This is a genomic window from Pseudomonas asplenii (assembly GCF_001293465.1).
In the GTDB taxonomy this organism is placed as follows: Bacteria; Pseudomonadota; Gammaproteobacteria; order Pseudomonadales; family Pseudomonadaceae; genus Aquipseudomonas; species Aquipseudomonas fuscovaginae_B.
The window spans coordinates 117,019-135,083 of the sequence record NZ_JSYZ01000019.1 but is presented as its reverse complement, the minus strand read 5'-3'; the positions used below and the strand labels follow the sequence as shown (position 1 = coordinate 135,083).

Genomic DNA, 18,065 nt, shown 5'->3' with positions numbered 1-18,065 from the left:
CGAGGGAATTAGGAGAGGGGTACCGAGAGGCTGAAAACAGGAAGCCCGATTTTTCCGCAGACGAAAAAAAATCCGGAAATCCTCACTGTCGTGGGCCTTCCGGATTCTTCGAGTACTGCTGAATATGGTGGGTCGTGTAGGATTCGAACCTACGACCAATTGGTTAAAAGCCAACTGCTCTACCAACTGAGCTAACGACCCGCTGTGTGGTGGCGCGTATAATACTGATTTATAACGGGAATTCAACACCCTACGCGAAAAAAATCAAAAATATTTCGTGGGGTCGTCGATTCCGGCCGCGGCGAAGCCTTCCGCGCGCAGGCGGCAGCTGTCACATTTCCCACAGGCAAAGCCGTTGGCATCCGCTTGATAGCAGGACACGGTCAGCGAATAGTCGACCCCCAGGCGCACACCTTCACGCACGATATCGGCCTTGCTGAGGTTCTGCAGCGGTGCCTGGATCCGGAAGCCGTCGCCCTCGACGCCGGCCTTGGTCGCCAGGTTGGCCAGGGTTTCGAAGGCCTCGACGAACTCGGGACGGCAATCCGGGTAGCCGGAGTAGTCCACCGCGTTCACCCCGATGAAGATGTCCCGCGCACCCAGCACCTCGGCCCAGCCGAGCGCCAGGGACAGGAACACCGTGTTGCGTGCCGGCACGTAGGTCACCGGAATGCCCTCGCCCGGCGTTTCGGGCACGTCGATGGAACTGTCGGTCAGCGCCGAGCCGCCAATGCCGTTGAGGTTCAGGCCGATGACCTTGTGCTCGATCGCCCCCAGGTCACGGGCCACCCGCTCGGCGGCCTGCAGTTCGGCACGGTGACGCTGGCCGTAGTCGAAGCTCATGGTGTAGCAGCTGTAGCCCTGGGCACGCGCCATGGCCACCACGGTCGCCGAGTCGAGGCCGCCGGACAGCAGGATTACCGCTTTCTTTTCAGTGCTTGCTTGAGTGGTCATGTCAGCGCCCCGGCTCGTCGTTCCAAAGATATTTGTGCAACTGCATCTGCAAGCGCACCGGCAGGTTGTCCGCAACGATCCAGTCCGCCAGGTCGCGTGCCGACAGGTCGTGGTGGCTCGGCGAAAACAGCACTTCCCCCGCCCGCTTCTCCAGACCGTACTGGATCAGCTTGGACACCGACCAGTCGTAGTCCTCACGGGAACAGATCACGAACTTGACCTGGTCGTTGCGGGTCAGCAGCTCGATGTTCTCATAACGATTGCGATGGACTTCCTTCGAGCCCGGGGTCTTCAGGTCGACCACCCGGCTGACACGGGTATCCACCGGCGAAATGTCCATCGAACCGCTGGTTTCCAGGGATACCTCGTAGCCGGCATCGCAAAGCCGCTTGAGCAGGGGAATGGCGTTGGGCTGGGCCAGTGGCTCGCCGCCCGTCACGCAGACGTAGCGCGGCCGGTAGCTGGCGACCTGGTCGAGGATGCTGTCGAGCGACAGGATACTGCCGCCACTGAAGGCGTAGGCACTGTCGCAATACTGGCAGCGCAGGGGGCAACCCGTCAGGCGCACGAATACCGTGGGCAGCCCAGCAGTCCGCGTTTCACCCTGTAACGAGTAAAAAACTTCGGTGATTCTCAATGTGTCTTGCATATCCGCCACGGGCGTAACAGCTAAACAGGCTGTCCGCCTCCGTCAGGCACCGCAATGAACCTGCAATCGCATAATCCAGAACGGCGTGTTTCATAAAAAGGGCAACAATTCTAACGAAAAAACCCGCGGCAGGCGCGGGTTTCTTGATTCGGGTCGACAACGCCTTACATGCGCTGCAGGTCCCGCTGGGCCAATTGGGCTGCCGAGGTCCCCGGATACTGGGAAACGACCTGCTGCAGAATGCCCTTGACCTTGTCGGTGTGACCCAGGCGACGCTCTACGTCAGCCAGCTTGTACAGCGAGTCAGGCACCTTGGCATGCTTGGGATACAACTGGCTGACCTTGGCAAAGGCCTGGCCGGCACCTTGCAGGTCACCCTTGGCCAGGTTCACTTCACCCAACCAGTACTGGGCATTGCCGGCGTACTGGCTGTTCGGGTATTTGCGCAGGAACGCGCCGAACGCCTGGCTGGCCTTGTCGAAGTCCTTGGCCTTGATCAGGTCGAAGGCCGCATCGTAGTAGAGCTTTTCCTTCGCCGGATCACCAGGTTCGCTGCTGGCCGCTGGGGCCTGGGCAGCAGGTGCAGCACCGGCGGCGGCATTCGTGTTGCCACCGCTGGAAGAATTGTCAGGCGTTGCAGCCGCCGGAGCGACGCCACTGCCTATGCGACGATCAAGATCCTGGTATCGCTCCAGGTTTTCCTGCTTCATGCGCGCGATATCATTTTGCAAAACCTCGATCACGCCCTGTTGTTGCGCAATCTGGTCCTGCATGCGTTGCAACTGGTTGAACAGTTCGCCCTGTGCCGAGACAGGAGCCGCAGCCCCTGACCCGGCATAGGCGCCGTTCGTACCGTAACCCGCTGGCGGATAACTTCCACCGCTATTGTTATAGCCGGAGTTGTCATCGACCACAGGAACCGCAGCCCATGCCGCAAGCGGCAGGAGGCTGAGAGCCAATACAGTTACAGCACGACGGCACGTTCGCATGACGAATTACTTACGCAGTTCGACGCGACGGTTTTGAGCCCAGGACTGCTCGTCGTGGCCGGTAGCGACTGGACGCTCTTTACCGTAGGAAACCAGCTCCAGTTGAGCTGGGGAAACACCTTGCAGAACCAGGTAGCGCTGAACGGCTTTCGCACGACGCTCGCCCAGTGCCATGTTGTACTCACGAGTACCACGTTCGTCGGTGTTGCCTTCCAGGGTAACGCGGTTGCCGTTGGCTTTCAGGTCCTTGGCGTGAACGTCCAGAGCGCGCATGGCTTCTGGCTTCAGGTCCGAGCTGTCGTATTCGAAGTAGAAGGTGGTGATTGCGCGCAGAGCGGCTTCTTCGCTCAGGGAGCCGTCGACGGCACCGGTGTTTGCACCGTAGCCAGCGTTAGGATCAACAGCGCCTTGACCAGCGTTGTCGCCGCCTTTGGACGAGCAACCTACAGCTACAGCCATGGCCAGGGCCAGCGCAGCAAATTTACCAAACTTCAGCATTTCCATCGTGAAACTCCTAATGAACCCCAGTGTGTTAAGTAAAACGTATAGCGCCGCGTCAGTTCAGGTAAGGGGACCAGGAAGGTTCTCTGACTTCGCCTTGAGCGGTAGGAAGCGGGAGCCTTACGCGTCCGTTGATGGACACGAGCATCAAGACTCCCCGGCCCTGCTGGGCGGTGGCGTAGATTACCATGGTGCCGTTTGGCGCAACAGTAGCTGACTCATCAAGGTTGGTGTCTGTAAGGATTTTTACGCTACCGCGCTGCAAATCCTGAGCTGCCACCCGGAAGTTGGTGAAACCATCCTGGCGATGAATCATCACCAGCGTTTTTTCGTCAGCCGAAAGTTTCGGGTTGGCGTTGTAGTTGCCGATGAAAGTTACCCGTTCGGCACCACCACCATTGATGTTGGTCTTGTAGATCTGCGGCTTGCCGCCACGGTCGGAGGTGAAGTAGATGGTCGAGCCATCCTTGCCCCAGAACGGTTCGGTGTTGATGCCCTGGCCGCTGGTCACGCGACTGATCTGGCGCGAAGCCAGGTTCATCACGTAGATGTCCGGGTTGCCGTCCTTGGACAGCACGAACGCCAGGCGGGTACCGTCCGGCGACCAGGCCGGGGCGCCGTTCAGGCCTTCGAAGTTGGTCAGCTGCTCACGGCGACCGGTATCGATGTGCTGGATGAAGATGCGCGGACGCTTCTGCTCGAACGAGACATAGGCGATGCGCTTGCCATCCGGTGCGAAACGCGGCGACAGGATCGGCTCGCGCGACTGCAGCAGGGTCACTGCACGGGCACCGTCATAGTCGGAACGCTGCAGGGTGTAGCGCGTGTTGTTCACCGAGAAGCGTTCGGCCGTCACGTACAGCATGCGGGTGGAGAACGCCCCCTTGATGCCGGTGAGCTTTTCGAACGACTGGTCGGAGATGTAGTGCGCCATGTCGCGCAACTGGTCGACGCTGCCCGAAACGCTGCCGGTCAGTACCTGCTGCTCGGTGGCGACGTTGAACAGCGCGTACTGCACCTGCAGGCGACCACCGGCCGGCACAATGCTGCCGACCATGATGTACTGGGCGCCCAGGGCCTTCCAGTCACGGTAGATGATTTCGCCGGCCTGGGTCGGCAGGCTGATCATGTTCTGCCGCGGGATCGGCGAGTAGTAACCGGAGTTACGCAGGTCGTCGCCAATGATCTGGGCCATGTCGTCGGGCAGCACGCTGCCGCCCTGGAAGCCGAACGGTACGACGGCGATCGGGGTCGCCCGATCGGTGCCGCTGGTGACCAGAATGTTCTTTTCATCTGCCACTGCCATCCCTGCCAGACAGCAGATCAGGACAAGCATTCCTCGAAGAAGGTTTCTCACAAGGCTAGATCCTCAGGTGTAAATGTCATCTTGAAGGAACGAAAAGGAACCGGATCGCTCGATTTCATTCCCTGCATTTCCATCAGGCAACCAATACTCTTGACCACCGCTGCCGCCGATACGTCGAACCGACCATCGCCCCTGCGGCCTTGAGACAACCCAGGGGCGATAGCATTCGAAAGAGACGCCTTACGGTGCCAGATCGTCAGGCGTGAAGGTCATCTTGAACGAACGATAAGGAGCAAAGTCGGCCGGTTTCAATCCCTGCATCTCCGTCAGACGACCAATGTTCTTGACCGCTGCCACCGCAGAGGCGTCGAACGGACCATCACCGCTGCCCTTGACCACCGAAACCGTCGTCACGGTGCCGTCAGGCAACATGCCGATCTGCAGCGTCACCGCCATGCCCTTGCGTGCCGAAGGTGGACGCGTCCAGCCTTCCGCCGCCCGGATACGAATCAGATCGTCGAAACTGCCCGCGGTCTCATCACCCTGCTCATCCGCCAGGGCCTGCTGACGCTGCGGCGTGTCGGAAAGCAAGTCGGCCAGTGCCTGCGCCTTCTTCTCTTCGGCGGCCTTGCGTGCGGCGTCCTGCTTCTTCTTGGCCGCATCGGCTGCTGCTTTCTTCTTCGCGTCTTCGGCGATCTTCTTCTTCGCCTCTTCAGCTTCAGCTTTCTTCTTGGCGTCTTCCGCGGCTTTCTTCTTCGCGTCCTCGACTATCTTTTTCTTCGCTTCTTCAGCGGCCTTTTTCTTGGCCTCTTCTTCAGCGGCTTGCTTGGCCTCTTCCTCGGCCTTTTTCTTGGCTATGTCAGCCTGTTTTTTCTCTTCGGCCTTCTTGGCTTCGGCAGCCTTCTTCGCGTCATCGGCTTTCTTGGCTTCATCCGCCTTTTGAGCCTCTGCCGCTTTCCTGGCTTCTTCGGCCTTTTGAGCCGCCTCTTCTTTCTTTTGTTCCGCCGCCTTTATCTCTTCCTGCTCGACCTTCTTCTGCTCCAACTGCTCGACTTCGGTCTGGCGCGCGGCAGATTTCTTCGCCTCACCCGCAATCTTCTGATTGGTCTGGGTGGTTGCCTGGCTTTTCGACTTCAGTTGGTACAGGGTCGCCTGGACGAGCGGTTTGGCCGGGGGCAGTTCCGGAGTCATGGCGAAGCTGACGAACAGCAGGCCAAAGATCAGGACGTGCAGGCCAATCGCCCAGACGCTGGGCCAGAAGTAGCTTTCCGAGGCGGACGGCTCTCTCTGTTGGTGCATCAGGGCGCCTCGGTAATCAGACCGACGTTACCGACACCCGCTTTCTGCAGACCACCCATCGCACCCATCACGGCGCCATAGTCGACACTCTTGTCGCCACGAATGAAGACCTGGGTGTGCTTGCCGGCTTCGTTGCCGGCACGAATGATCTTGGTGACCGCATCGGTCATCTGCGGCAAGGTCATCGCCTTGTCCTGCTGCTTGTCGGTGTCGACTTCGCTGCCAAGGTTCCAGTAGTAGGTCTTGTCAGCCTTGATCGAAATGGTCAGGACCTGGGTGTTGTTGTCCTGCGGCAAGGCTTCGCTGGAAACCTTGGGCAGATCGACCTTCACACCCTGGTTGAGCATGGGTGCGGTCACCATGAAGATAACCAGCAATACCAACATCACGTCGATGTATGGCACCACGTTCATCTCGGCGACCGGCTTGCGTTTGTGGCGAACTCGGGCCATGGGGATCTACCTGCCTACTCTTCGCTGGTGTGCACTTTACGGTGCAGGATCGCCTGGAACTCGTCGGCGAAGGTGTAGTAGCGACCGATCAGGGTTTCACCCCGGGCCGCGAAACGGTTGTAGGCCACGACAGCCGGAATCGCGGCGAACAGGCCGATCGCGGTGGCCACCAGGGCTTCGGCAATACCGGGAGCCACGGTGGCGAGGGTCGCCTGCTGGACAGTGGCCAGGCCGCGGAAGGAGTTCATGATCCCCCACACGGTACCGAACAGACCGACATACGGGCTGACCGAACCGACGGTGGCGAGGAACGGCAGGCTCTGCTCGAGCTTTTCCTCTTCACGGGAGATGGCCACGCGCATGGCACGGGCCACGCCTTCCATCACCGCTTCCGGCTCGACGCCAGGCTGCTGGCGCAGACGGGAGAATTCCTTGAAACCGGCACGGAAGATCTGCTCGACGCCCGAATCCGGATCCGGGTTGCTGCCAGCCTGACGGTACAGCTTGGACAGGTCGATCCCCGACCAGAAGCGCTCTTCGAAGCTCTCCAGGGCACGACGACCGGCGCGCAGCAGATTGCTGCGCTGGAAAATCATGATCCACGAGGTGACTGAGGCAGCCACCAGGATCAGCATGACCAATTGCACCACGATGCTGGCATTGCTGACCAAACTCCACATGGAGGAATGGTCGACGACGTTAGCTTCCACGCTTTATCTCCTGCTCTAAGTGAGTACCCGCGCCGCTTGTGTCGGCAAAGGCCGACCGCAAGGCTTCTGGAATGGCCCGGGGTTTCAAACTGTCGGCGCGCACACAGGCCACCAGGAACTGCCCTTCGCAGAGCAGCGTTAAATCCGTTGCACGACGAACCTGCTGCTTGAAACGCAGGCTCGCACGGTTCAGTTCAATGACATCCGCACTAACCAACAGCTCGTCGTCCAGTCGCGCCGGCACGTGGTAGCGTGCTTCGCTGGAATGCACGACGAACAACAGGTTCTCCCCCACCAGCTCGGACTGGGCGAAGCCCAGCTCCCGTAGCCGCTCGGTTCGAGCCCGCTCCATGAACTTTAGGTAATTGACGTAATAGACGATGCCGCCGGCATCGGTGTCCTCGTAATAAACGCGACAGCGATGTGCGAACGACTGAAGCCCGTTTTGCGCGCGCATACTCTAGTGCTTACTCCTCAGGTTGCCAATCCGGCCAGGCAACTGTTTTTCATACTTATACGACTTTTTACATGAAGAATCGTGATGCCAGCCCGTAGGACAGCACGAACCACGAATAAATCAGTTCCGGCCGCCCGCTCAGCCATCCAACGCATCGAGAAACTCGTCTGCAACAGGCGTTTCGCCCAGCCGCGACGGCACGTTCAAACCGAAATGCAGATACGCGTGACGGGTCACCACCCGCCCGCGTGGCGTGCGCATGATGTAGCCCTGCTGGATCAGGTACGGCTCCAGCACGTCCTCGATGGTATGACGCTCTTCACCAATCGCCGCCGCCAGGCTGTCGACCCCTACCGGGCCGCCGTCGAACTTCTCGATCATGGTCAGCAGCAGGCGCCGGTCCTGATGGTCGAAACCGTGTTCGTCGACATCCAGCAGGTTCAGTGCCAGGTCCGCCACGCCCTTGGTGATATGCCCCTTGGCCCGCACCTCGGCGAAATCGCGAACACGCCGCAACAGGCGGTTGGCGATCCGCGGCGTGCCGCGCGCACGCCGGGCGACCTCGAAGGCGCCTTCGGCATCCAGCGGCAGGCCGAGAATGCCCGCCGAACGACTGACGATCGTCGCCAGGTCCGCCGTGTTATAGAACTCAAGACGCTGGACGATACCGAAACGGTCACGCAACGGGTTGGTCAGCATGCCCGCACGGGTGGTCGCCCCGACCAGGGTGAACGGCGGCAGGTCCAGCTTGATCGAGCGCGCCGCCGGGCCTTCGCCGATCATGATGTCGAGCTGGAAGTCCTCCATCGCCGGGTACAGCACCTCTTCGACGACCGGTGAAAGCCGGTGGATTTCGTCGATGAACAGCACGTCATGGGGCTCGAGATTGGTCAGCAGCGCCGCCAGGTCGCCTGCCCGCTCCAGCACCGGGCCGGAAGTGCTCTTGATCGACACGCCCATTTCCTGGGCGATGATGTTGGCCAGGGTGGTCTTGCCCAACCCTGGCGGGCCGAAGATCAGCGTATGGTCCAGGGACTCGCCACGCGCCCGGGCGGCCTGGATGAAAAGCTCCATCTGCTCCCTGACCGTGGGCTGGCCAATGTACTCGGCCAGGCTCAGCGGGCGAATCGCCCGGTCCTGGACCTCCTCGCGGTCACGGCCGCCGGAAGCGGTTATCAAACGATCGGCTTCAATCACTTAAATCATTCCCCTCAGGGCGCGACGAATCATCTCTTCGCTGCTCAAGCCTTTTTCCTTGATGGCGGAAACCGCCTTGCTCGCTTCCTGTGGCTTGTAGCCCAGGGAGATCAGCGCACTGACCGCATCGGTCTCGGCGCTGGCGACCGGCGCCGCTGGCGCCCCGTCCGGCTGGTTCGGTACCAGGGCGAAGATGCTCGGCACGGTTTCCCAGGCCTTGAACCGGTCCTTGAGTTCGACCAGCAGACGCTCGGCGGTCTTCTTGCCGACCCCCGGCACCTTGACCAGCGCCGAGGCATCCTGGGCCGATACGCAACGCACCAGCTCATCGACCTCCAGGCTGGACATCAGCGCCAGCGCGAGCTTGGGCCCAACCCCATTGAGGCGGATCAGCTCGCGAAAGAAGTCGCGCTCGCGCTTGCCGACGAAACCATAGAGTAACTGGGCATCCTCGCGCACGACCAAATGCGTGTGCAGCGTCAGCGTTTCGCCGACCGACGGCAGGCGGTAGAGCGTGGTCATCGGGACTTCCACTTCATAGCCCAGGCCATTCACATCGAGGATAAGGTGCGGCGGCTGTTTTTCAGCCAGGGTGCCGCGCAAACGTCCAATCACGTATCAGGTCCTTATTGCCGGCCGGGCCGGTGACTGATGAACAGAACGATAGATTCGCCATCATCCGGCAGGAAGCTCTATCGACAAGCAAAATTGTTTAAGCTGATGATGCTATCAGAGACGCAGGCGACCGCCACGGGTCCTTGCCGCCCCCAATCCGTGGGGCAACAGGCTCGAACGGGTGTGGGCATGACACAGGGCGATCGCCAGGGCGTCGGAGGCGTCGACCTGCGGCTTGCTGGTCAGCTTGAGCAGATGCATCACCATCAGCATCACCTGCTCCTTGTTAGCCCCACCCGTCCCGGCAACCGCCTGCTTGACCTGGGTCGCGGTGTATTCGGCGATTTCCAGGTTTTCCTCGGCACCGGCAACGATCGCCGCGCCACGGGCCTGGCCGAGCTTGAGTGCCGAGTCGGCGTTTTTCGCCATGAACACCTTTTCGATGCCCATGGTCACCGGGCCGTAGGTCTGGATCACCTCGCGCACGCTGCGGTAGACCACCTGCAAGCGCTCATGCAGCTCACCGCTGCCGGTACGGATGCAGCCCGACGCCACATAGACACAACCACGCCCGGTATCGCGCACCACACCGTAACCGGTGATCCGCGAACCTGGGTCGATACCAAGAATAAGAGTCATAACGCCTGCGGTTCGATCGAGAAAGCCTGCCAATGACGCGCAGTATCTACTGTATATGCATGCAGGTCGATAGAGGACTGCCGGGAGGATAGCGCCCCGCTCCTCCCGGACAGCGGATCAGGCCCCTGGGGAACAGGGGCATGCAGCGGTCAGCCGAGCTGTTCCAGCACCGCCTGGGGAATGTCGGCGTTGGAATAGACGTTTTGCACATCGTCCAGGTCTTCGAGCATGTCGATCAGCTTCAGGACCTTTTCCGCCCCTTCGAGATCGAGTTCGGCGCTGGTGGTCGGCAGCATGACGATTTCCGCGTCTCCCGCCTTGAAGCCGGCCGCTTCCAGGGCATTGCGCACGGCATAGAAACCGGAGAACGAGGTGAACACGTCGATGGAGCCGTCCTCGTTGGTTACCACGTCGTCGGCATCGGCCTCCATGGCGGCTTCCATGAGCGAGTCCTCATCGATACCCGGCGCAAAGGAGATCTGCCCCTTGCGTTCGAACAGGTAGGCCACCGAACCGTCGGTGCCGAGGTTGCCGCCACACTTGCTGAACGCATGACGCACGGCGGCAGCGGTACGGTTGCGGTTGTCGGTCATGCATTCGACCATCACCGCCACCCCGCCCGGGCCGTAGCCTTCGTAGCTCAGCTCGACCATGTCGTCGGTGTCGGCGTTGCCGGCACCCCGGGCGACCGCGCGATCGATGATGTCGCGGCTCATGTTGGCGCCCAGGGCCTTGTCCAGCGCCAGGCGCAAGCGCGGGTTGGAACCCGGATCAGCGCCGCCCTGGCGGGCAGCGACCGTCAGCTCACGAATCCACTTGGTGAAGATCTTGCCCTTCTTGGCATCCTGACGTTCTTTGCGGTGCTTGATGTTCGCCCACTTGGAATGACCCGCCATAACTCGCTCCGATGCTCTTTTGAAATATTGCCGTGAAACATTGCCCGTCGCGCCATGGGCGCCGACCGGCAAACAGAAATTTCGAACCGTATAAAAGAAAGGGCGCATCCTAGGATGCGCCCACAAGAGCCGGATTACTCGGCCTTGGGTGTTTCGCGCAGGCGAATGTGCAATTCGCGCAGGGCCTTGGCGTCCACCAGACCTGGAGCCTGGGTCATGACACAGGCCGCGCTCTGGGTTTTCGGGAAGGCGATCACTTCACGGATCGACTGGGCGCCGGTCATCAGCATCACCAGGCGGTCCAGACCGAAGGCCAGGCCACCATGGGGTGGAGCACCGTACTTCAGGGCGTCGAGCAGGAAGCCGAACTTCTCTTCCTGTTCCGCTTCGTTGATGCCCAGCAGACGGAACACCGCCTGTTGCATTTCCTTGCGGTGGATACGGATCGAACCGCCACCCAGCTCGGTGCCGTTCAGGACCATGTCGTAGGCACGCGACAGGGCGCCGGCCGGGTTGGCCTCCAGCTCTTCAGGGGTGCACTTCGGCGCGGTGAACGGGTGGTGCAGTGCGGTGAAGCTGCCGTCGTCGTTCTCTTCGAACATCGGGAAGTCGACGACCCACATCGGTGCCCACTCGCTGGTGAGCAGCTCCAGGTCGTGACCGACCTTGATCCGCAGCGCGCCCAGGGCCTCGCAGACGATCTTGGTCTTGTCGGCGCCGAAGAACACGATGTCGCCATCGACCGCACCCACGCGATCGAGGATGACGTTGAGGTTGGCCTCGGGGATGTTCTTGACGATCGGCGACTGCAGGCCTTCCACACCCTTGGCGCGCTCGTTGACCTTGATGTACGCCAGGCCCTTGGCACCGTAGATGCCGACGAACTTGGTGTAGTCGTCGATCTTGCTGCGCGGCATGCTCGCGCCGCCAGGCACGCGCAGTGCGGCGATACGGCACTTCGGATCGTTGGCCGGGCCGCTGAAGACCTTGAATTCGACGTCCTTGAGCTGGTCGGCAACGTCCACCAGCTCCAGCGGGATACGCAGGTCCGGCTTGTCGGAACCGTAGCGGCGCATGGCCTCGTCCCAGGTCATGTGCGGGAATTCGCCGAATTCCAGACCCAGCACTTCCTTGAACAGGTTGCGGATCATGCCTTCGGTCAGGCCCATGATGTCCTTTTCATCGAGGAAGCTGGTCTCGATGTCGATCTGGGTGAATTCCGGCTGGCGGTCGGCGCGCAGGTCTTCGTCGCGGAAGCACTTGGCGATCTGGTAGTAGCGGTCGAAGCCGGCCACCATCAGCAGTTGCTTGAACAGCTGTGGCGATTGCGGCAGGGCGAAGAAGCTGCCGGCGTGGGTACGGCTCGGTACCAGGTAGTCGCGGGCGCCTTCCGGGGTCGCACGGGTCAAGATCGGCGTCTCGACGTCGAGGAAGCCGTTCTCGTCCAGGTAGCGACGGATGCTGGTGGTCATGCGCGAACGCAGGCGCAGCTTCTCGGCCATTTCCGGACGACGCAGGTCGATGAAGCGATAGCGCAGGCGGGTTTCCTCGCCGACGTCGGAGTATTCGTTGAGCGGGAACGGCGGGGTTTCCGCTTCGTTCAGCACTTCCAGCTCGTAGCCCAGCACTTCGATCATGCCCGACGCCATGTTGGCGTTGCCGGCACCGGCCGGACGCAGGCGCACCTTGCCGGTGATCTTCACCACGTACTCGCTGCGCACACGGTCAGCGGTGGCAAAGGTCTGGGCGCGATCCGGGTCGAAGACCACCTGGGCCAGGCCCTCGCGGTCACGGATATCGAGGAAAATCACCCCGCCATGGTCGCGACGACGGTGGACCCATCCGCAAAGGGTGACTTCCTGGCCTTCCAGGCTCTCGTTCAGTTGGCCGCAATAATGGCTGCGCATCATGGTCGTGGTTTCACTTCTCGTAATTCGAATTCGGTGGAGGTCTGGCACACCCCGGTGTCCCTGGCGTGTCAGAGCCCGCTCGTGTCGCTCATTTTCAGTCGGCTTTGTCGCCACCGGCCAGGTTTTTCTTGGCGCCGGTCTTGAAATCGGTCTCGTACCAACCGGTACCGCTGAGGCGGAAGCCCGGCATAGAAAGCATCTTCTTCAGCTCTGGCGCCTGGCAGGCAGGGCAATCGACCAGAGGAGGGGCGCTGATTTTCTGAATGGCTTCCAGCTGATGACCGCAGGAAGCGCATTGGTAGTCGTACATGGGCATGGGGCGTCTCGACAATCAGATAACGACATCACTGCTGCCCGAGCCCAGAGTCGGGCCATGCAGCAAAGAGCGGGATTATATCTGTTAAATCGAGGCTTTGCAGCCGTATGACCGGCCATCCCGCTCCCTCCAGTCGCCTACCCCATCACGACCGGTGGCTGGCGGCACGGGAGAGACACCTTCAGGTCGAATGCTGCAAGCGACCCAGCGTCAGCAGGTGCACCATGCAGACGACGCGTATCAGGCCACTGAAATTCTTTACCCCCCCATAACGCAGATGCACTTCCATATCGACATTGGACAGCAATGCATTGACCGTGCACTTGTTGATGCCGGCCATGTCGGCCAGCACTTTCCAGTACACCTCTTCAAGGCGCAGGCAGGTCGCAAAGCCGTTCAGGCGAACGGACCGCGAAACCGGCTTGGCCAAGCCGATATCAAACTCCAGCAACATGGGATCGGGCCTGGCCTTGCGAAACAGACCGGAGTCCCCCAAACACTGATTCAACTGCACCATCTTCCTCGCACTCCGTCGCTGCACGCCCTTGAATAAGGGCGCTCTTGGAAAATCTCACCTACATGAAACATTAGGCAAAATTCCTTATCCAGCAGACCGAACCATGGCCTGCGTAGGATGAAGCGACCAGAAAACGAGGAACGTCGGCGCCGTACCGCAAGAATGGCTGCCGCCCTGACCCATGGGCATGTTTCGCGGGGCCCGCACGAATGAGCCGGCGGCTCACCCGTGCGCCACGTATCAGTCTTCCAACAGGGCCCGCAGCATCCAGGCGGTCTTCTCATGCACCTGCATGCGCTGGGTCAGCAGGTCGGCGGTCGGCTCATCGCTGACCTTGTCCAGCAACGGGAAAATGCCACGCGCGGTACGAGTCACCGCCTCCTGCCCCTGCACCAGCTGCCGGATCATCTCCTCGGCGCTCGGCACCCCTTCCTCCTCCTTGATCGAAGACAGGCGGGCATAGGTCGAATAGGTACCCGGAGCCGGGAAGCCGAGCGCCCGGATCCGCTCGGCAATCAGGTCCACGGCCAGCGCCAGCTCGTTGTATTGCTCTTCAAACATCAAGTGCAGGGTCCGAAACATCGGGCCGCTGACGTTCCAGTGGAAGTTGTGGGTCTTCAGATAGAGCACATAGGTATCCGACAGCAGACGGGAGAGCCCTTCGACGATGGACTTGCGGTCTGCTTCGCTGATACCGATATCAATAGCCATATGCATCCCCTTGACGTGATTGAAGTCACACCTTGAAGGTGTAGGACCACTCTAGCAAGACTCGCCGGCCCGTGCAGCACCGGGGAACTGCGCCCCAGAGCCCCTCAGGACCGCTCAAGCCGTTGATTTGAGAAGGCCCGGGCTTTGCTGTTAAATAGATAGCGTGTCGTCATGCCGCACCTTGGCACGACGCATAGGCTGGTAGAACACGTGCCCAACGCCTCACCTTTTTTTGTCAGAAGCGAACCGTGGGCTGCCAGCTCTTCCGTGTTATCAATCTTGAGTGAGTCAATCAAATGTTGAAAATCGTCCACCTGCTAACGGGCGCCGTCGCCCTGCTGCTTTCCTTTATACCCAGCCTGCGATCCGAAGCCCTGCCCTACCTGCAACAACCCGATGCGCTGTACCTGGCATTCTTCGGCTTGCTCAACCTGATCCTCGCACCAGTGATTCCCTACTGGAACAAGGGTCCTCGTCATCAACTGCAAAACCTGGTCAGCGCCCTGCTGATCCTCGCGGTCGTGCTGCAGATCCTGGTACTGCTCGCCCCCCTGCCGATGATCGCCGGCCAGCCTGCCGTACTGCTGAGTCTGGCAGCCGCGGTGATTGCCGTACTGCTGCATCTGGCGGTCAGTTTCTACAAGAAGTCCTCGCCATCGACCGCTTCGCACAACTACGACATGAGCAACCGCGATACCGGCACTGTGAAGTGGTTCAACACCTCCAAGGGCTTCGGCTTTATCTCGCGGGACTCCGGCGATGATATTTTCGTGCACTTTCGCGCCATTCGGGGCGAAGGCCACCGCGTTCTGGTCGAAGGCCAGCGCGTGGAGTTCTCGGTGATGAACCGGGACAAGGGCCTGCAGGCCGAAGACGTGGTGGCGGCATCGCCGCGTCGCTGAGTCTTTTCCCGCTCGAAAAAAAACCGCGATGCCGTCAGACGGCTCGCGGTTTTTTCATGCCTGCCAACCCGGTCTGGCCAGCTTCAGTAATGGGGCGGTGGCGCCTCATCCTCGGCAATGCCGAATTGCCCCAGCATTTCCTCATGACGCTTGATCAGGGCGGCCATCTGCAATTGCAGACGCTCCACTTCCCGCTGCTGCCCCACCAGCACATCGTTGAGCGCCTGGATGGTGTCATCCTGGAACGCCAGACGGGTTTCCAGCTCGGTAACACGTTCTTCCAGGTTCATGAGTGCGCCTGCACAAAGGAAAAGCCGTCGGCCAGTACCGAACCCAGCCGCTCGCGGATCGCGGCAACCTCCGCCTCGGCATAGGGCCTGGCCGGGTGCTTGCCCCAGACTGGCGCAGGCCAGGCCGCATCGCCCCGATGACGAACGATGACATGCATGTGCAACTGGCTGACCACGTTGCCCAGGGCCGCGACATTCATCTTGTCCGCCTTGAAGGCCTGCTTGAGAGCCTGGGCCAGCGCGGCGGTTTCATGCCACAACTGCGCCTGGTCCGCTGCGTCCAGCTCGAACACCTCGCTGATGTCCGCACGCCGCGGCACCAGAATGAACCAGGGGTAGTTCGAATCGTTGGATAACAGCAGGCGACACAACGGAAAGTCGCCCATCGGCAAGGTGTCTTGTTGAAGACGCGAATCGAGAACGAACACCGTAAACACTCCTGCTTGACTGATTGGCCTGACCGGGCCGGCAGTCCGACGACGACCGCCCCGCAGGCAAGACGCTCAGGATACCCGCGTTCGCCCGCCAGTTCACCGTACGGCTGCCGATAGCGGCGAATGATCCGGCCCACGAACGGGCCCCGACCCTCACGCACCATTACGGAACCGGTCTGCACCGTTCTCGGCCGGCAGCAAAAAAATGCTGCGGCATAATCAAAGCGTCATCTTTTCCTGAAAACCTTTCCTGATCCGCCATGCCATCCTTGGCACAGCCTTTCACAGGAAAACGGTGACTGTACGATCGGCAACAGCCTACAGGCAGCTCTGCACCAAAAGCACACAGAGCGACTATTCTTGGTGCACCTTTTGCCCACCGGTTACCCCGCAGACGGTGTGAACCGGTAACGTTTTTGGCTTTTTACAGGTAATCAATGGATTAGCAGCACAAGGGAAAGTAATACGTCAAGCACCACGAGCCACGGTGCTGCCCCCAGGTTTCATAAGGGTTTCAGCGTGACCAGGCAGTCATGGAAATATTTTCTGGCGATTTTTCGACTTTGTGCATGCTTGTTGCATTGAGTTACGACACAGTCGCCACAGAGGGCCTGATCGGACGCTGAAGCTCCGCGACACGGTAACAAAGCAGTACAGTGCAACCAGCGACAGTTCGGAGCTTGAACATATGTATTTCTTATCTATGCTCATGGGTCCGAAAACTGCGCTGAGTTGCACAGCCAATAAAAGGCTGTGTATTTGCGACATGGAGCGAGCTTTTTGCGACACGCTCGTAAAGAAGCCGCAAGGATAGGTGAGCAAGTATCGCCAAGTTTGTCAGCGTGATATAAGTTTGCGCCGACACAAAAAGAAAGAGCCGCCCAGATAAAAATACAGGTGGGACGGCAGTACTCTTCCTAAAAACCAAAGGAGCAAATCACGATGCGCGTGATGAAGTGGAGCATGATCGCCCTGGCCGTTTCGGCAGCAGGCACTCAATTGGCAATGGCTGAACCTTTCGTGACCGACCAGGCCGATGCCAAGGGTTTCGTTGAAGGCGCTTCGGCAGGTGTGGTTCTGAAGAACTACTACTTCAACCGTGACCGCAAAAACACCGCCAAGGACCAGGAAGACTGGACCCAGGGCTTCCTGGGCAAGTTCAGCTCGGGTTACACCCAAGGCACCGTTGGTGTGGCAGTTGAAGGCTATGGCGACGCAGGCTTCCTGCTCAGCGGCCAGGACAAAGAATCCGGCTCGGGCAACATCAGCCGCAGCGTCGCTGATGCCAATGGCGTTCGCGACAACAACAACAGCTTCGGGAAAGCTGGTGCGGCGATCAAGTTCCGCGTCTCCAAGACCGAACTGAAAGTCGGTGACTTCCAGCCGAGCACCGCCCCCGTATTTGCAGTCGGCGGTTCCCGTCTGTTCCAACAGACCGCCAGCGGCCTGCAACTGCAGAGCAGTGAAGTCAAAGACCTGGATCTGGAAGCCGGCCACTTCACCGGTGGCAGCAGCCAGGACCAGACTCGCCACAACGGCAACCTGTTCGCAACCTATGCCGGTGTTGCAGCCAAGAGCATCGACTACGCTGGCGGCAAATACGCAATCACTCCAGACCTGACCGCTTCGCTGTATGGTGCCAAGCTCGAGGACATCTGGAACCAGTACTATGCCAACGTGAACTACACTCTGGGCCTGGCTTCCGACCAGTCACTGAACTTCGACTTCAACCTGTATCGCACCACCGATACCGGCAAGAGCCTGGCTGGCGATATCAGCAACACCGCCTACTCGTTCGCAACCGCCTACTCGTTCCTGAAGGCCCACACCATCACCCTGGCATACCAGAAGGTTCACGGCGATACCCCGTTCGACTACATCGGTGTGGGTAACAACAACCGTGGTGGCGACTCGATCTTCCTGGCCAACTCCATCCAGTACTCCGACTTCAACGCCCCAGGCGAGCGTTCGGTACAGCTGCGCTATGACATCAAGATGGCTGAATACGGCGTCCCAGGCCTGAGCTTCATGGCTCGTTATGTCCATGGCGAAGGCATTGATGGCACCCATCTCGCCGCCAACAGCCGGTACCGCGACAACGACGGCAACCCTCTGTACGGCAGCGATGGCCGTCACCACGAAACCAACCTGGAAGCCAAATACGTGGTCCAGTCTGGTCCTCTGAAAGACCTGTCCTTCCGCGCTCGTCAAGCCTGGCACCGTGCCAACGCCGACGAAGGCGAAGGCAACATCAACGAGTTCCGCCTGATCACCGAGTACCCACTCGACCTGATGGCTATCGCCAAGAAGTAATCAGCGAT

At 60.2% G+C, this 18,065-nt stretch carries 21 protein-coding genes and 1 tRNA gene; 2 read left to right on the top strand and 20 right to left on the bottom strand.

Annotated features, from left to right (window positions below):
* Positions 1–125 precede the first annotated feature (125 nt).
* The 18 genes from PF66_RS23965 to PF66_RS23880 all read right to left on the bottom strand — a co-directional run bounded on the left by PF66_RS23965 (position 126) and on the right by PF66_RS23880 (position 14,118).
* Positions 126–201: transfer RNA gene (locus PF66_RS23965), tRNA-Lys, on the bottom strand.
* Positions 202–264: 63 nt separating this feature from the next.
* Entirely contained in the window at positions 265–954 is a 690-nt protein-coding gene (queC, locus tag PF66_RS23960) for a 7-cyano-7-deazaguanine synthase QueC (RefSeq protein WP_054064004.1), read from the bottom strand.
* Between the two features lies 1 nt (position 955).
* Positions 956–1,603, bottom strand: coding sequence for a 7-carboxy-7-deazaguanine synthase QueE (gene queE, locus PF66_RS23955; protein WP_054064104.1), 648 nt, complete (start codon positions 1,601–1,603; stop codon positions 956–958).
* 164 nt (positions 1,604–1,767) lie between these two features.
* Positions 1,768–2,592 carry a tol-pal system protein YbgF gene (gene ybgF / locus PF66_RS23950; RefSeq protein WP_054064003.1) on the bottom strand — a complete coding sequence of 275 codons (825 nt, stop codon included), beginning with the start codon at positions 2,590–2,592 and terminating at the stop codon, positions 1,768–1,770.
* Positions 2,593–2,598: 6 nt separating this feature from the next.
* Positions 2,599–3,096: a peptidoglycan-associated lipoprotein Pal gene (gene pal / locus PF66_RS23945; protein ID WP_054056494.1), complete on the bottom strand. Its 498-nt coding sequence runs from the start codon at positions 3,094–3,096 to the stop codon at positions 2,599–2,601.
* Between the two features lie 52 nt (positions 3,097–3,148).
* Entirely contained in the window at positions 3,149–4,399 is a 1,251-nt protein-coding gene (tolB, locus tag PF66_RS23940) for a Tol-Pal system beta propeller repeat protein TolB (RefSeq protein ID WP_054056495.1), read from the bottom strand.
* 240 nt (positions 4,400–4,639) lie between these two features.
* On the bottom strand, positions 4,640–5,698 hold the full coding sequence (gene tolA / locus PF66_RS23935; RefSeq protein ID WP_054056496.1) for a cell envelope integrity protein TolA: 1,059 nt from the start codon (positions 5,696–5,698) through the stop codon (positions 4,640–4,642).
* Positions 5,698–6,150, bottom strand: a complete 453-nt coding sequence (gene tolR, locus PF66_RS23930) for a protein TolR (RefSeq protein WP_010444249.1) — start codon at positions 6,148–6,150, stop codon at positions 5,698–5,700. Before tolR ends, tolA begins: the two co-directional genes overlap by 1 nt.
* A 14-nt stretch (positions 6,151–6,164) precedes the next feature.
* Entirely contained in the window at positions 6,165–6,860 is a 696-nt protein-coding gene (gene tolQ, locus PF66_RS23925) for a protein TolQ (protein ID WP_054056497.1), read from the bottom strand.
* Positions 6,850–7,317, bottom strand: a complete 468-nt coding sequence (gene ybgC, locus PF66_RS23920) for a tol-pal system-associated acyl-CoA thioesterase (RefSeq protein ID WP_054056498.1) — start codon at positions 7,315–7,317, stop codon at positions 6,850–6,852. The genes tolQ and ybgC overlap by 11 nt, the downstream gene beginning before the upstream one ends.
* A gap of 138 nt (positions 7,318–7,455) precedes the next feature.
* Positions 7,456–8,514: a Holliday junction branch migration DNA helicase RuvB gene (gene ruvB / locus PF66_RS23915; protein ID WP_054056499.1), complete on the bottom strand. Its 1,059-nt coding sequence runs from the start codon at positions 8,512–8,514 to the stop codon at positions 7,456–7,458.
* A complete protein-coding gene (ruvA, locus tag PF66_RS23910; protein WP_054056500.1) occupies positions 8,515–9,129 on the bottom strand; it encodes a Holliday junction branch migration protein RuvA in 615 nt (204 codons plus the stop codon).
* Positions 9,130–9,243: 114 nt separating this feature from the next.
* Entirely contained in the window at positions 9,244–9,768 is a 525-nt protein-coding gene (gene ruvC, locus PF66_RS23905) for a crossover junction endodeoxyribonuclease RuvC (protein ID WP_054056501.1), read from the bottom strand.
* Positions 9,769–9,917: 149 nt separating this feature from the next.
* Positions 9,918–10,664 (bottom strand): YebC/PmpR family DNA-binding transcriptional regulator, encoded by a 747-nt coding sequence (locus PF66_RS23900; protein ID WP_054056502.1) that lies wholly within the window; start codon positions 10,662–10,664, stop codon positions 9,918–9,920.
* A 134-nt stretch (positions 10,665–10,798) separates the two neighbouring features.
* Positions 10,799–12,574 (bottom strand): aspartate--tRNA ligase, encoded by a 1,776-nt coding sequence (gene aspS, locus PF66_RS23895; RefSeq protein WP_054056503.1) that lies wholly within the window; start codon positions 12,572–12,574, stop codon positions 10,799–10,801.
* Positions 12,575–12,668: 94 nt separating this feature from the next.
* A complete protein-coding gene (locus PF66_RS23890; protein WP_026145498.1) occupies positions 12,669–12,890 on the bottom strand; it encodes an FmdB family zinc ribbon protein in 222 nt (73 codons plus the stop codon).
* 181 nt (positions 12,891–13,071) lie between these two features.
* Positions 13,072–13,407: a ribbon-helix-helix domain-containing protein gene (locus tag PF66_RS23885; protein WP_054056504.1), complete on the bottom strand. Its 336-nt coding sequence runs from the start codon at positions 13,405–13,407 to the stop codon at positions 13,072–13,074.
* 240 nt (positions 13,408–13,647) lie between these two features.
* Positions 13,648–14,118, bottom strand: coding sequence for a Dps family protein (locus PF66_RS23880; protein ID WP_054056505.1), 471 nt, complete (start codon positions 14,116–14,118; stop codon positions 13,648–13,650).
* Between the two features lie 296 nt (positions 14,119–14,414).
* On the opposite strand from PF66_RS23880, the gene PF66_RS33690 reads away from it, so the two are divergent.
* Positions 14,415–15,020 (top strand): cold-shock protein, encoded by a 606-nt coding sequence (locus tag PF66_RS33690; RefSeq protein WP_054056506.1) that lies wholly within the window; start codon positions 14,415–14,417, stop codon positions 15,018–15,020.
* A gap of 83 nt (positions 15,021–15,103) precedes the next feature.
* On the opposite strand, the gene PF66_RS23870 is transcribed toward PF66_RS33690, so the two are convergent.
* Entirely contained in the window at positions 15,104–15,310 is a 207-nt protein-coding gene (locus PF66_RS23870) for a SlyX family protein (protein ID WP_054056507.1), read from the bottom strand.
* Positions 15,307–15,738, bottom strand: a complete 432-nt coding sequence (locus PF66_RS23865) for an HIT domain-containing protein (protein ID WP_054064002.1) — start codon at positions 15,736–15,738, stop codon at positions 15,307–15,309. Before PF66_RS23865 ends, PF66_RS23870 begins: the two co-directional genes overlap by 4 nt.
* Before the next feature lie 948 nt (positions 15,739–16,686).
* Between PF66_RS23865 and PF66_RS23860 the strand changes: the two genes are divergently transcribed.
* Complete coding sequence (locus tag PF66_RS23860) at positions 16,687–18,057, top strand: OprD family porin (RefSeq protein ID WP_054064001.1); 1,371 nt, start codon at positions 16,687–16,689, stop codon at positions 18,055–18,057.
* Positions 18,058–18,065 lie beyond the last annotated feature (8 nt).